The organism is Nostoc sp. EspVER01, assembly GCF_034530635.1.
GTDB lineage: Bacteria > Cyanobacteriota > Cyanobacteriia > Cyanobacteriales > Nostocaceae > Nostoc.
Window position 1 is genome coordinate 55,172 of sequence record NZ_JAVRCS010000013.1, and the last position, 15,122, is coordinate 70,293.

9 protein-coding genes are annotated in these 15,122 nt (G+C 42.8%); 2 read left to right on the forward strand and 7 right to left on the reverse strand.

What is annotated here, in order from left to right:
* Positions 1-344: 344 nt before the first annotated feature.
* The 6 genes from RMX69_RS13810 to RMX69_RS13835 form a co-directional block, all read right to left on the reverse strand.
* Positions 345-701 (reverse strand): GNAT family N-acetyltransferase, encoded by a 357-nt coding sequence (locus tag RMX69_RS13810; protein WP_289797673.1) that lies wholly within the window; start codon positions 699-701, stop codon positions 345-347.
* An 84-nt stretch (positions 702-785) separates the two neighbouring features.
* Positions 786-968, reverse strand: a complete 183-nt coding sequence (locus RMX69_RS13815) for a hypothetical protein (RefSeq protein ID WP_322637775.1) — start codon at positions 966-968, stop codon at positions 786-788.
* 61 nt (positions 969-1,029) lie between these two features.
* A complete protein-coding gene (locus RMX69_RS13820; protein ID WP_322637776.1) occupies positions 1,030-2,715 on the reverse strand; it encodes a M14 family metallopeptidase in 1,686 nt (561 codons plus the stop codon).
* Between the two features lie 332 nt (positions 2,716-3,047).
* Positions 3,048-3,929, reverse strand: a complete 882-nt coding sequence (locus RMX69_RS13825) for an HAD family hydrolase (protein ID WP_322637777.1) — start codon at positions 3,927-3,929, stop codon at positions 3,048-3,050.
* Positions 3,930-4,099: 170 nt separating this feature from the next.
* Positions 4,100-7,957: a CHAT domain-containing protein gene (locus RMX69_RS13830; protein ID WP_322637778.1), complete on the reverse strand. Its 3,858-nt coding sequence runs from the start codon at positions 7,955-7,957 to the stop codon at positions 4,100-4,102.
* Positions 7,958-8,154: 197 nt separating this feature from the next.
* The gene (locus RMX69_RS13835; RefSeq protein ID WP_289797668.1) at positions 8,155-8,853 is read right to left on the reverse strand and encodes a hypothetical protein; all 699 of its coding nucleotides are present in this window, start codon (positions 8,851-8,853) and stop codon (positions 8,155-8,157) included.
* Positions 8,854-9,219: 366 nt separating this feature from the next.
* Between RMX69_RS13835 and dnaX the strand changes: the two genes are divergently transcribed.
* Positions 9,220-12,558, forward strand: coding sequence for a DNA polymerase III subunit gamma/tau (gene dnaX / locus RMX69_RS13840; protein ID WP_322637779.1), 3,339 nt, complete (start codon positions 9,220-9,222; stop codon positions 12,556-12,558).
* Positions 12,559-12,623: 65 nt separating this feature from the next.
* Here the strand turns inward: dnaX and RMX69_RS13845 are convergent, their stop codons facing one another.
* Complete coding sequence (locus RMX69_RS13845) at positions 12,624-14,054, reverse strand: glycosyltransferase family 2 protein (RefSeq protein ID WP_322637780.1); 1,431 nt, start codon at positions 14,052-14,054, stop codon at positions 12,624-12,626.
* A 617-nt stretch (positions 14,055-14,671) separates the two neighbouring features.
* Between RMX69_RS13845 and ebsA the strand changes: the two genes are divergently transcribed.
* A complete protein-coding gene (gene ebsA / locus RMX69_RS13850) occupies positions 14,672-15,046 on the forward strand; it encodes a type IV pilus biogenesis protein EbsA (RefSeq protein ID WP_289797664.1) in 375 nt (124 codons plus the stop codon).
* Positions 15,047-15,122: the final 76 nt, after the last annotated feature.

Genomic DNA, 15,122 nt, shown 5'->3' on the forward strand with positions numbered 1-15,122 from the left:
GACGAGGGTTCATGCCGTCAAACTTAATGTATCATGATCTTTAACAAGATTTAAGAAATAAAATGCCTTTTGGCGATATGATGTATTATTAATCTTTGATCGAAATTATACAACTAACTCAGGGCTAGATTTTGAGGAAAAACTTTCACTCTTTAGATAGTTGTCCTTGGTGGGAAATTTTCAAATACTAGACTGGAAATTAGCGATCGCAATCAAAATTTTCGAGCCTGATTGCGCCAAGATTTTTGGCTAGGAATTATTTTTTTACAAAAGACTATTTGATAAAAGGGAACCCAAAGATCAACTAGGATTTCTGGAGGATGGCTAATCTGTATCAATTTTGCTCACAATTCCTCTGGAGGTAGGGCAACAAATCCGGTTTTTAGTCCACGCTTGAATCCTGCTTTTTCATAGAAGTGCAACGTCTCCTCGTTTTTTGAGCCACTTAGAAGCATCACTTTATAGCACTGTTGCTGCCATGCTAAAGCTAGGGCATAATGTAGCACTTGTGTACCTAATCCTTGTTGTCGAAAATCGAGATGGGTGACAACATTTTCAATAATGCCGTATGGACGTGTACCACGCGTTAAGTTGGGAACAATAGTTAAGTTGCATGTTGCTACTAGCTGGTTATCAACATCAGCCACTATGTAATACAACCGGGGATCATGTAAAATTCCATCCCAGATAGATTTTGACATCCTCACCGACCTAAAGGCGCTCTTAAGAAGGAGTAATAAGTAATAAGTAATGAGTAAATACCCATTTTTCATCCACTATGAAACTCATTGCTCCTTACTCATTACTTTAAATCTGTCGTAGAACGACGGGGCTTTTACCCATTTTTTTGGTAAAACATCATCAGTCGGTAGAGGCGCATCAACAGGATTTAGATGGTTATATAAAACCAAAAGTTGGGGAAGTTCGTCGCGTGTAATGAGGCGAACGGTAATTATCGGTTTAGACAAGACTGTATTAGGGTAATTTAATTATCCCAAGAAGTATGTTTGGCAATTTCAAATGTCAAAATTATGGGAATGTCAATTCAGTGCGAATAACTCCAGCACGCTGATGACGAGCTAGCAGTTTAACCGTGCTACCATGAGGCGCACGCACCACCCATTCCACCTTCGCCCGATCCTTGGTAGGATCGCTGTGCCGTCTAATGGGAGTTGAAGGCTTGTAGGCTCGTCCTTCTAATTGACCTAACTCTTCACGGGGCTTACCCGTTACCAAAGTTCCCCCAGGAGGCAGTTCAATTTCACAGATACAGCCCCGCACCAACTTTTTTTCTAAAGCTTTTTGGGTGACATTGGTGGGCAACCAGCCTGTATTATGCACAACCAATTGCACCCGATAAGTATCATCACCCAAGCTGTGGATACTGGCTTCGTAAATCTCTAAACGCGGAGATATTAATAGATGCCAAACCAGCCATTCTGGGAAGAGGGCTATTTCTTTCTCCAGAAACTGAGAGGGTGGATTTGCCCAAGCGTACATCGTATCCCAGCCGCCTAGTTCAATCTGTCCGAGTTGGGGATGCTCGAAGGGATACCAATCTATGTAGCCCTTACCTGCAAGTTTTTCATCGCTCCAACGCAGCAATTTCAGGTCATCTTCTATAGAGTGTTCTCGCTGCCAATCGATGTATTTATAATCATTAATTCCAGCTTGGCGCTGCGGACTCCAGACTTCTACTGTCCAGGCAAATAGACCTTGATATTCATAAGCCCAGTCGTCGAATGTACCTGTAATTATATCTTTGGGGTCATAGCGGAAATCATGAAAGGCAGAGATGGCTGGGTATTGAGTAAGTTCAGTACCTTTTGCACCAATGCGTTGATAAGTGCGGAGATCATTGACGGGGAATTCGTCATCGCTGAGGTGGGTGTAGGGACGAATGAAAACACCGCTAAAGGTGTGAAAGGCGATCGCTCCTGTAATATTAGGATGTGTAGTGATAAATTCAACTAGCGATCGCACTTCTGTTTCAGATGTAGGATAGGGGCCAGACCCAAATTGCTCAGATTCTTGCCGCCACAAAAATGGAAAATTCCGGTTTAAATCTAGTCCTTCTTTAGAAGGCTGAATTTTAATCTGAACTCCGTCGTAATTTTCGATATTTCCTTCTGGTAGTACGCGATAATATTGACCACCTGTTTCTGTTGGTTCGCGTCGCACCAGCAGCCGAGGTTCAGTAGGACAGACTTTCCAAGCCCCATTGTCATCGGGGATTCGCATCAGTAAAATCCGACCATCGCCATCGATATCTTCCATCACTAACCCGTCATTGCCTTCTTCATCATGGGGATAAGGGCGAGTACTGGAGCGAATAAATTTCGGTTTGTCAGCCAATGCCAACTCCGCGCCATCAGGATTAACACGGGGACAAATGTAGAAGGTGCGGGTATCCAAACAACGGGTAATTTCTGGGTGAGTACCGTAAGCTGTCACTAATGTTTGCAATAGGTATAAACAAACACTTGACGGTGCTAATTCAGTGGCATGAATGTTGCCATCAACCCAGAGGGCAGGTTTTTCTTGATGTGCGCCAGTGGCAAAGTTGCTAACTGTTAATACCCAGATGTCACGTCCTTCGTAACTTTTGCCAATGCTTTCTATGCGTACTAGTTGGGGAAATTCCTTCGCATAACTGTGTAGAATGCGTGTCAGGTCTTCATAACGATAGTATTTATCAAACCGAACATCTGGCATAACAAACCTCCCCATACACTCGTTGATCATTATTTACCATACTAAGGTAAGTGCATCTCAAACACTATTGATAAGCGAATTTAGAAGTATTATCATCTCGATCAAATAATTACTAGTTCGTAATTATCAAGTCCGAATAATATCAATTAATTTATGCCGTTTTGTATGCTCAACTCGTGCGTCTTGCATTGCTGCAAAATGGTCTGCAAGCGTTACTTTCGGCTTAATTTTCATCTTCTCAGTACTATTAAGAGTAATTTTTGACCGCTTAATATTTCTTGAAAGTATTACTGAGCGATCGCATCTCCATCAAAATAGCAGCCTCAACGATGCTAGCGTATGTCAGAGTCCGATTTCATAGCACATTTGTTCGACCAATCCTGACGAATGTATTTAACCACGCTGTCTTCTGTATTTAAGCCAATTACCAATGACGAGTAACGCTTGAGTTCGGCATCTGCGTTAGCAACTGCAATGGCACGATCAGCAATTTTGAACATTTTGATGTCATTAATTTGATCTCCAAAGACCACAATCTCACTTTCCTGTAACCCATAATTCTCTACCAGAGTCCGAATAGCTTGGTCTTTAGTAGCTTTGCAGTCATGAATTGTTAACCAGTACCACCCCGGAGAGTATTGGTTCTCGATCAAGTGTGTCTCTACGGTAGTTCCATGTTTTTGAATAATCGCACCTTGAAGTTCGAGCAGTTGTTGTGCGTGCCCAATCACGGTCAGACAAACAACTTGATCGCCAAAAGAATGCATCAAATCTTCAATTGTTCGCCATCTTCGGTCTTTGCTTGTTAGGCGATCGTTAAGATACCATCGCATACCGTCGTTAATTACATCTTTATAGTAAGCACAATCTTCTCTGCCATTAAAACTAGATACAAACGGAACACAGCCGAACTCTAGGATAAGTTTGTAGATACTTTCAACTACAGAAGGACAAATAGAGTTAATGATTTCATGTCTGCCAGAATCCAAATCAGAAATAAAAGCACCATTAAATTCGATAACCGGTAGAGTAAGATTCAAACCTTTCAGCATCATTTGCATAGAAACAACGCTACGCGCACTAGCCACAGTAAACTGTAATCCTTGATGCAAGAGTTCGTGAAGGACTTTCTTGCTTAACAAAGAAAGAATTGCATTATCTCCAAGCAATGTACCGTCTAAATCTGAAACATAGACAGTGTTCATAATGTTCATAAACTTTAGCTACCACTGATTGAGACGAAAATTATATCTTAAATTTACGGTAAATCGCTAGAGTTTATGTAATATATATGTACAGCGCCTCGTAGAGAATGAGAGACGCTGCGCTAACGCTATCGAACGTTATTATCAATTACGAATTATTTTGATTAAGTTTCAAAAGATTAATTCGGCTTACCCATAATCGTAAAAGCTGCCCAGTAGTAAGGATGGTTATAAAGAATTTTGTCTGATGCCATTTTACTATTTCTATATAGTTGTGTCGCTAAATAAGTTTGAATTCTTACTTCCTCTGGATGCAGATTATTTAAGATCTCTTCATACCATTTTGTCAGTTCTCCAGCAGTTAGTTCTTTTAGCCATCGTGTTGCTTCGGCTAAAGCAATAACTGCTGATTTATTAGGCTGTAATCGCCGGTAAAACTCGATCATCACCAAGGCACTAGCCGAAGATTCTACACTCCAGAGAGTACTCACTACATGAGGTACACCCTGAGTTACAAAACCACTGACTAAACTCACATATTCGCTGCTGATAGTGTAGTTGTTAGTACTTAAATTTTCACAGGCAGAGAGGGTAATAAGATTGTAACTATCTAGATTTTGTTGGCAGATTTCATCTAGAGTAAGTCTGTCTTCACCTGCTAATGCTAATTCTGATTTTTTAGGTTCAGCTAAATTATTAGTGACATGACCCGTAAAATGCAAGATATTATAATTATCAGATAAGGCATTTCCGACAATATTTTTCGTTGCTTCTACCCCCTGAATTCGTTGGATATTATTGAACATCTGGCTAACAACTTCAGACTCCAGTTTGGCAAATTTAAGTGTGGGATAACCTGTACTTTCAGGATGTTCAACACTGAGCAAGAACTTATTTTGCCACTGCCAAATATCCTCAGTTCTGATTGATAAACCTATTTGGGCACTAGGTAGATAGGTGACGCTGAAATTTGATTCTACGTTGGGTAAATCTTCTGGTGATGGTGAAGAAAGATGGAAAAGTGTATGAATGGGCAATCTGTACAAGTCACGGTGAGGAATTAAGACCAGTTGGGTGATGCCTTCGAGTTCCTGTGCAATTGTGGAAATATTTAGGATTTCATACAGTTGCAACAGTTTCTCTTCCATTTCAACTCGCCAAGAATGGTGACTTTTACTTTCTTTGTCGTGGGCTGTGCTGCGATATTCTTGGTATTGTTGATGCCAATCTTCTAGCCAAATTTCAAATTCAATTAGGCGCTGCACTGCTTCGGGTAGAGGCAATTCATTGAGACGAATAGCATCTTCTCCTAAAGGTATTACCCCAGTATCTTGCATGGGTGTAAACAGGAGAATTGGTGATGGCGCCTGGTCTTTGAGAATGAAAGTATGTAGGGCAACTGGGCTAATATGCCAGTAAATAATTGCTGTTGTGGGATTGAATAGTTGTTGAATTGCGCCATAATAAGGCGAGTAAATATTATGATTCCAGCCAGAAATTAGCCAGTTTAAACAAGCATTTTTACCTTGTTCGGCAATTTCCCAAGCTTCTACTAAATCACCTGATTCCACAGCTAAATCAACTGCCAATTGATCGAAGCCGGCAAATTTTAGAGCTAGCTGTTTTTTACTTTCGTCTGAGCGAGTTTCTTCACTCAGTAATTGTCGCAATAAATCTGTCCCGCGTTGCAGCAATTCTTGAACTTGTGTGGTTTGTCCCAAACCCATCAAAACTTTGCTTAGAGATTGTAAAACCTCTAAATGCAACTGGGGAAAATATTCTAATGTCAGGGTTAACAGCGCTTGATGGTACTCAGATGCAGCTTTGCGCCAATAATCGCGGGTATTGGTATGTTTTTTACCTTCTTCGTAGTAAGTATTAGCGATCGCAAAATGCAATCTCCCCCAACCTTCTGGATGGGTATCTGTCCGCAGATGCCTTAACCCTTCTTCGTAGCTGGCTAATTTTCCTTCGTAGCCGCCCTGTTGTAAAGCGGGATTTGTCGCTGTGATACTACTCGGCAAATTCAGTAATTCGTCATAATTCACTAAATGACCGATCGCAGTTCCCCGACCAATCCAAGCTTCCCAATAATCTTGTTTGATTTGCAAAGCGTTGTCATAACAAGCGATCGCTTCGGCAAATTGTTCTAAATTAAACAGTGCTATTGCCTGATTATACCAAGCTAAGTGGAAGTCGGGTTTAATGGCGATCGCTTGCCGATAGGAGGCGATCGCTTCTTCTCTCCGTCCTAAATTGTCTAATGCTATACCTCGGTTGTACCAAGCTAAGTAGAAGTCGGCTTGAACTGAAAGTGCTTTATCCCAGGAGGCGATCGCTTCTGACCACCTTCCCAAATTAAACAGTACTACACCCCGGTCTATCCAAACTTCATGGTATTCTGGGTTAATTTCTATAGCTCTGTCATAAGATATAATTGCCTCAGCAAATTGTTCGCTGACAGCTAGGGCTATGCCTCGGTGATACCAGTTTTCCTGGTCTTCTGGTTCGAGTTGTAGCGCTTGGTCATAACTAGCAATAGCTTCTGGTAGCCAACCTAATTTCAGCAGTGCCAAACCCTTGCTAGACCACGCTTCTTGATAGTCTGGCTTGATTTCTATAGCTTTGTCAAAAGAAGCGATCGCTTCTTCAAAATATCCTAATTCTCCGAGAGTTCCACCCCGGTTGTACCAAGCTTTGTAGAAGTCTGGCTTCAATTCTATGGCTGTTTCATAAGACGCGATCGCTTCATCAAAACGTTCTAAATGGAACAGCGTTAAGCCTCGATTAAACCAATATTCTGAGAATTCGGGTTGCATTTCAATAGCTTGGTCATAAGATGCGATCGCACCTAACAGATCGCCTGTTTTCGCTTGCTGAAGACCTTGGTAAAACCACCCTTGAGCGTGGGTAATCGGATTATCACTATGCCGCTCAATAATACCAGGGGAATTACTGCTTTGAACAGCCAAATCAGAAGCAAGTTGCTGGACTAAATTGGTACTTTGATCCAACCTCACCCACAACTCATCTAAAGTATTAGCCACATTTGGCTCTAAATTCGTCAAAGTGTTATCCCAGGTTTCCACCGAGGGAGACGTTGCTAATTCAGTCTTTTGTCTAGTGGAAAGGAGATTTACTGGTGTTGTAATTTGAACAACAACTTCTTCGTCAAACCTCAATTCAGTTAACAAGCTGATTGAATCTTCCGCTGCCGGGAGAGGGATATTTTCTGGTATTGTGGCTTGAGCGTCTTCCCTTTCATATTCCCATACCACTTCCTCGAAGTTTTCGGGCGATGTCTCCTCAAAAGAGACATTTTGAGGTGCTGACGTTATTGGTTCAACATCTGGCGCATCATATTCCCATAATTGTTCGCCAAAGCTAACGATTAGCTCTTGTTCAGGAGAAGTTGGGATAATTTCTTCATCGGTTGTAGTTTCTACCACATCTGGCTCATCATACTCCCATAACTGCTCGCCCAAATCGCGGATCAGTTCTTGTCCAGGAGTAGTTTCTATTACATCTGGCTCATCATGCTCCCATAACTGTTCGCCCAAATCGCGGATCAGTTCTTGCCCAGGAGTGATTTCTACATCATCTTGTGCCTGATTGTCAGGGTAATCTTCTATTTCTGTAGGTAAGTTTTGCATTAGCCGAATGCCAATGTCATAAGCAACTTCTCCAATTCTGCCAACACCAAGTTCCCCCAATTGCACCATCTGTGTTGCTAAAAGAGGATTTGGTGTAGGTGAAGCTAGCAAGCTTTCACCAAACATCACCAACCAGTCTATCCAACGTTCAGCCGGAACTCGATTTTCAATCCGTTGCAGATACCTCAATGCCCACTGTCGTCCTCGTGCTTGATGCACGCCTTCTAACAATTGGATAAACAATTGTTCCAGATCCGCATTGGTTAGTTCTGGTAGTACCCCCACCAGATTGCGTCCTCTCGCACCCTTGAGAGAACTATTCTGTTTACTTGCAATGAGGCGCTTTATAAACCTTTTAAGCGACTGCGATATCCGCCTGAGCATCTGCCACACTCTTGGATTTTGTTTTTCTAGATTGTAGCCATCGTTGTGTTAAAAAAATCATCAATTACGTAAAAATCCATTAGATTCGGACAGCGCTTCCGTAGCAGGTTAGCAAAAAATATACAAATCTTCAAGAGCATAGCATTACAACGTTACAATTCCCAGGTTTAACTCTTGAATTTGATTCTGGCAAGCAGTTAATTTTCAGTTTGCTCTGTAGTCGATTGACCGTCAGGATATAACTGACTAATTAATGCCTGGACAAGCACTTGTGGATCGTCTGTTTCAACGGCAAGCTGTTGAGCAATTTGCTGACGTAAATTTTCATCCTCCTGTAACATTACAAACAACTGTTCTAGGGTGACAGTTTGGTATTCTCCCTCTGGGAGGTTTTCTGGTGCATCTGCTGACTCTGATACTGGGGCAACTACCTCAGAGGGCAAAGGAGTGCTAAAAGCATCTGGCCCTTCATATTCCCAAACTGGTTCGCCTTCATTGCGTGTCAACAACTGCATCCCGATATTATAGGCAACATCTCCAATTTCTCCGACTTTTAACTCACCCAATTGCACTAACCGCGCAGCCATTTCATTATTGGGTGTCGGAGATGCGAGCAATCTGTCGCCAAAGCGCCCTAACCACTCAACCCAGTCTTGAGTTGTGATGCGATGTTCAATATTATGCAGCCACTTCTGTGCCCATGCTTCCCCTCGTGCTTGATGTACCCCTTGCAACAGTTCGTTGAAGAGAAATTCCAGATCAGTATCGCTCAAGGGTGGTGCTGGTTCTTTTTCCACATTCCCCCTAGATTTTGAGGTAGTCTGTTTTCCACCAAACAAGCTCTGAAAAAGCTTTTTGAGCCATTGAAATAGCCGCTTGAGCATCTGCTGCACCATCGAGTTTTACTTTATCTATAAAATTGTAGCGATCGCACTGGACTATGGCGTTAGTTCAGTAAATAAAACGTATAGTCATTGGTCATTAGTTATTTCTCTCCCTGCCTCCCCTGCTGACCAATCTTTATATAGAACAAATGTACTAAATGATATGCTATAATTCCCATACTATTGATGTTGAAATCATAGTAGAGGATAAGCTCTGGTTGCTTGCTTTCCTGAGTGCCAAAATTTACGGCATTAGTTGAGTCTTGGGCTATGGCAACATCGATCAACAAAGCAGGTACGAGAGTTTAAAATAATTGAATCCTCAACTCGACTCGGTGCTACTAATTAACGTTGAAAGGCATTGAAGTCTATATTTCCATGTCTTACGAACCCCTGCACCACAAATATCGCCCCAAAAGTTTTGCTGAACTGGTGGGCCAAGAGGCGATCGCCACCACCCTCACGAACGCGATCGGCACATCCAAAATCGCCCCTGCCTATTTATTCACTGGGCCAAGAGGTACGGGGAAAACTTCTAGTGCCCGGATTTTGGCTAAATCCCTCAATTGTCTCAAAGGTGATCAGCCCACTGCTGAACCTTGTGGTGTGTGTGAGGTTTGTCAGGGGATCACCAAGGGGTATGCCTTAGACGTAATTGAAATTGATGCCGCTAGTAACACTGGTGTCGATAATATCCGCGAGTTGATTGAAAAAGCCCAGTTTGCTCCTGTGCAGTGTCGCTACAAGGTTTATGTAATCGACGAATGCCTAACTGGAGATTCTCTGGTCTTGACTGATGAGGGACTTCACAGAATTGACGATCCCAAAATTAAAGGCAAGAAAGTACTGAGTTATAACGACTCATCTCTTAAGTGGGAATTCAAGAAAGTTGTCAGATGGTTAGATCAAGGAGAACGGCAAACCCTGGTTATAAAGACAACTAACCGAGAAATTAGATGTACGGGTAATCATTTAATTAGGACAAACCAGGGATGGCTACCAGCAAAGAACGTAAAAGAAGGAGTGAAGATACTATCCCCTGTGAATGTGGATGCGGCATCCTCATTTACAAATTTGGTATCTATGGACGCACCCGGAGATTTGCTAGCGGACACCAGTTTAAAGGAAATACATCAGGGCAAAAATCATACGACCTGGAATCTATCCTTAAACAAGCCGAATTACTCCGACCTTTCTGTGCTTGCGGGTGTGGAGAAAAGCTTGATATCCCAACCTTTTTACAAAAAAAGGGGCGAGGAATCATCAGTATCCAGTCTCGCTGGGAAAAACATCCATATAAAAAAGGACACGGAATTTGGGAACTTAGAACAGAAAAGTTCCTTGCAGATGCGGCAGTTATACAACCAAATGCACTTGGGCTTATCTACGGAACCTTGCTTGGAGATTGCTCTATCAGTTATCCCAATAAATACAGCAGATTCCCCAGATTGTGTTGGACGCACTCAGAAAAGCAGCAAGAATGGTTGGAATACAAAGCCTATCGCCTTCAAGAGTTACGTCCAAAACTGCGAATTACATCTAACAAAGGATACGGAAACATATCAGTTGCCTGTAACACAGGTTGCCATCCCCAACTCAAAGATGTCTTTGACATCGTTAAACCGAATAGGGATAAAAAACTCGTCTCTATGGACTGGCTTAATCGAATTACCCCAGAGGGAATTGCTTGGTGGTTTTGCGATGATGGTTCACTTGCCCTCAGTCCAGAAGGAAGTCCACAAATTCAACTACATACTGAAGGATTCTCTGTCACAGAAAACCAACTCATTGCTACTTGGCTTACAGCAATGGGATACTCAGCTACAACAAAATTTTACACCAGAAGTAGTACAGGCAAGACATACCACTATATACGGTTGGGGGCAAGTACCAGTAGAAAATGGCTGGCAGACCTTAAACAATATTCCATCCCCTCGATGGATTACAAGTTTGGAGACAGTCGAATCTGTTCACCTCGCTGGGATCGAGCGAGTCTATGACATTGAAGTAGCAGATAATCATAACTTTGTTGCGAATGGGCTTTTGGTGCATAATTGCCACATGCTTAGTACCCAGGCATTCAATGCGCTACTTAAGACATTAGAAGAACCACCGAAACACGTAGTTTTTGTATTGGCGACAACAGACCCGCAACGGGTGTTACCAACGATTATTTCGCGCTGTCAAAGGTTTGATTTCAGACGCATTCAATTAGAAGCGATGGTGAAGCATTTAAGTGCGATCGCCTTTAAAGAAAACATTCATATTTCACCCGATGCTGTCACCCTGGTAGCCCAACTTTCTCAGGGAGGGTTACGAGATGCCGAAAGTCTACTCGATCAATTGGGCTTGTTAGCGGGTGAAGTCACACCAGAGCGAGTTTGGGATTTGGTGGGGACGGTAAGCGAACAGGACTTGTTAGCGCTTTTAAATGCGATCGCTCAAGATAAACCGGAAGCAGTTCTAGACTGTACTCACTACATCCTAGATCGTGGTCGAGAACCCCTAACTATTCTGCAAAATCTCGCTGCTTTTTACCGCGATTTACTCATAGCGAAAACAGCACCCAACCGCCATGATTTGGTTGCTTGTACTCAGCAAACTTGGACAGCGCTGGTTGAATTTGCTCAATACTTCGATATCAGCGTGATTTTGGCGGGACAGCAACACCTGCGAACATCAGAAGTGCAAATTAAAAACACCACCCAGCCGCGTTTGTGGTTGGAAGTAACATTACTAGGATTGTTACCCAGTGCGACGAATATTCAGCCACAAGCCCCAAGTGTCGCGGCGCGAGTTAATACACCTGCTGTATCTCCAAGCTATCCTCCAGTAGTTGCCCAAAATCACCCAGTCTCTTCTGTACCTCTGGCTGAACCGAAAACAAATCATAATTTTGCATCTGCCAATCATCAAGCTGCTGCCCAAAATCAGCCCATCACTTCATCTCCTCTAGTTGAACAGCAAACCAATGACAATTCTGGTGCTAAATCAGTTTCACCACCAACCCCAGAACCTGTTGCTGTTCCTGTGCCACCTGCGAACATTGAACCAGTAATTTCAGAAGTTGTTGGCGAAGCAGAATATGACTTAACTCAGATTTGGCAACAAGTGCTTGCCAACCTCCAGCCAAAATCAAGGCAAGAAATGCTGCGTCAAATGAGCCAACTTATAGAGTTCGACGGTGTTATGGCTCGAATTGCTATCAAACAGGCATGGTATGACAAGGGGAAATCTTATCTACCGATGATTACGGCAGCTTTCCAGCAGACTTTCCAGCGTGAAATCCAGATAAATATAGAAAAAGGAATTTCTTCAAACTCTACCTCCGCCAAAAGAAATCCTCCGCCAAAAGACTCTACTCGCGTTCAGCAACCACCCACACCTAGCTACAACCAGCAAATTCCGCCTCCAGCGTCAGCACCACAGCCAACTAATCCACCACCAGCACCGACAGCAGCAAAAAATGGAAATGGTGTAAATGGAAACGGTGTAAATGGAAATGGGGCAAATGGAAATGGGGCGCAAACTTTGCCTCCACCCCCAAAACAAACACCCGCACCTGATTGGGAACCTGATGAAGTAGCGATCGCAGCTCAACGTATAGCAACATTCTTCAACGGACAAATTATCCGTTTTGCAGATGATTTCCCAGAATTCTCCGATTCCATAACTACACCAGAATGGGTAGAAGAAGCAGACGTGGATGATGAATAAAAAATGCAAAATTATTTTTGGTAATTTTGCATTTTTAATTTTGAATTTTTTATTCCCCAAAGGGGCTATTCCCCATTCCCCGTATGCAATGTTTTCACCCATTTCAGGCGCTTTGGTCTTACCGACATCCGGGCAGTAGTACTGCTCATGACGACTAACCAGTGCAACATATATAAACTGCCACGCAGGGTTTGCACCAGCATCGTCAGATATGTAGAAAGTGGGAACTTTTGATCTTGACGCGCCCGCTTCAGACCTGTAAACATCCCTACCATCGACATAGAAATGGATAAGCCTGTGATCGGACTTAACATGGGTGGACGATGACGAGCGATCGCCATTAATAAATCTGGGACTGCTGCTGTCGGTAAGATATACATAATCAGCATAAAAATCAGCAAATCCCAGGTTTTACGCGTTCCCATGCGGTTTTTGAGAATTAAATCCCAATAATCTAAATAGCGCTGATAACCGCCTTCTGCCCAACGGTTACGCTGATGCCAGAGTGAAACTGCATTTGTCACTCCTTCTTCTTGCACCGCTGGATGGAAAACACACTCAATATCCCATTTATCCAAATGTAAGCGGATTGTCAAATCCAAATCATCGGTAATGGTTTCTTCATTCCAGCCACCGCAGCTTTCCAAGGCGGAACGCCGGACAAATTGGCCATTGCCCCGCAGTTCGCCAATGCCACCAAGGGCAGTCCGCTGTTGCTGAAACCAGGTATCAAGGGCCATTTCTGCCATTTGACCCTTAGTCCAAAAGTTGTCTTTAGCGTTGGCGTTCGCGTTAGCGTCTGCTTGCAGAATCGCTTTTCGCACCTGCACCGCCCCCACGTTTTCTCTTTGAAATAAAGGTATTACCTGTTGCAGCAAGTCTGGTGTTACTTGGGCATCAGCATCAAATACTGCTATAATGTCGCCCTTTGTCAACGGCAATACCTGATTCAACGCCCCCGATTTGCCACCAGTAGCTTCTGCTGAACGCCTTAGTACTTTCAGTTGGTCGTGTTTCTGTTCGAGTTCTGCTAATAAATGTGGCGTGCTATCACTGCTGTGATCGTCAATTATCCAAATTTCGTACTGCCCACCTGGATATTCCAGATTACAAAGATTTTTGACTAATTTAGCAATTACCGCTTCCTCATTTTTCGCAGCTACTAGCACAGAAACAGAAGGCAAATCTCCCTGTATTTCTTTTGGATAGCGACGGGATTTAGTAAACACCACCACCAAAGCATGAAATCCTAGAATGGTGGTCAGTCCTAGAATAAAAATTGAAGCCCAAGAAACTAAATGTAGAGCGATCGTGCCACTCCAGACGATAGTCAAGACTAGAGCTGCTTTGCCTCTACGACCTTGAAACCGGGATGGTAGAGACATAGAATTTGTCTCTAACACTGACTCCTCATCTACTGATAGGTCAGACAACAAGGAGTTGAGCGGATCGAGCTCTTGATAAGAATCTTCTTCGGGCCAGGAATTCGCTGGCATAGGTTAGGTTGCTTGATTCAAAAACCACTATTTGTCTACAGTTAGTAATTTTACGGACAAATATCCCTAAGCTACTTTTCCCGATATTAATCGGAATGGGCAAACTGCAATACCCGCTATCCCTAAGCCAAAAGCCCCTGGGACTACCTTTGTTGTCACCGCCACTGTGCGTAATTACCTCATATTAACCGCGTTTACTACTCTTAGACAGAAGCTTGATTCCTTTGATAGCCACTTCGGCAGGAAGCTTGTAGAGTCGGACTTTCTCCAACGAGAACCCCGGTTTGGGTAAAGTAATCGCAAGGTAGCAGCAGCTTTTTGTTGGGAAAAACTGCAATAACGGCATCCACCACTTTACAGTAGGCATTTTTAGTGTTACCGTTTCCAGATTCGATAACAGTTAATGCAGCATTATTGTAACCGAAATTTTAATATTTCTTAGTAGTAACTTCATTTATTGGGCATTGGGATTATAGATAGGTGACAGGTGATAGGGAATAATCTGTACCCTATTCCCTTCTTCACTGACTACTATGTGCTTTAGACACATCTTTGGGGAATACTACTAACATCCACTAATATCCCTAGTTGCTAACTAACTTGAGGAATATTTAACTATGTCTATTGAGCAACTCCAGCCTGCAACTCAACAACAAGCCAGTGTTTACTTACCTTATGTTCAGGGCGCTAGGCGCAATTTCTTACCCTATGCCATCAGTCTTTATCAAAAAGGCGTCTTGGAAGGACATCGGAAAATAGAAGCCAGCGAACATGTCCCCTTTGTCGCCTCCTGGAATGTTGCTACTTTACCCTCAGACTTAACCCGTTGCCGAATTCAGTTTGATGGTAATGCTGACCTGAGTTATGAACTGATGATGGCTAGTTTCGAGTTTATTAATTTTTTAATTGAACTTATGGACAACTATAAACGTTATCGTATAACCGATTTTTCACAACCGTTTTACCGCAAGCTACTGCGTATAGATGATTGATTAAACTCAGCCGGATTTGCAAAAGTCCGGCTTATTTTAAATTGATAGATAAATAAGTTCGTAGTAAGGACTTTAG

Bases quoted from the DNA above. Each gene is read 5' to 3' on its own strand.
- RMX69_RS13825 (WP_322637777.1), bottom strand. From the start codon at position 3,929: ATGAACATTATGAACACTGTCTATGTTTCAGATTTAGACGGTACATTG.
- RMX69_RS13810 (WP_289797673.1), bottom strand. From the start codon at position 701: ATGTCAAAATCTATCTGGGATGGAATTTTACATGATCCCCGGTTGTAT.
- RMX69_RS13830 (WP_322637778.1), bottom strand. From the start codon at position 7,957: ATGCTCAGGCGGATATCGCAGTCGCTTAAAAGGTTTATAAAGCGCCTC.
- RMX69_RS13845 (WP_322637780.1), bottom strand. From the start codon at position 14,054: ATGCCAGCGAATTCCTGGCCCGAAGAAGATTCTTATCAAGAGCTCGAT.
- RMX69_RS13820 (WP_322637776.1), bottom strand. From the start codon at position 2,715: ATGCCAGATGTTCGGTTTGATAAATACTATCGTTATGAAGACCTGACA.
- ebsA (WP_289797664.1), top strand. From the start codon at position 14,672: ATGTCTATTGAGCAACTCCAGCCTGCAACTCAACAACAAGCCAGTGTT.
- dnaX (WP_322637779.1), top strand. From the start codon at position 9,220: ATGTCTTACGAACCCCTGCACCACAAATATCGCCCCAAAAGTTTTGCT.
- RMX69_RS13835 (WP_289797668.1), bottom strand. From the start codon at position 8,853: ATGGTGCAGCAGATGCTCAAGCGGCTATTTCAATGGCTCAAAAAGCTT.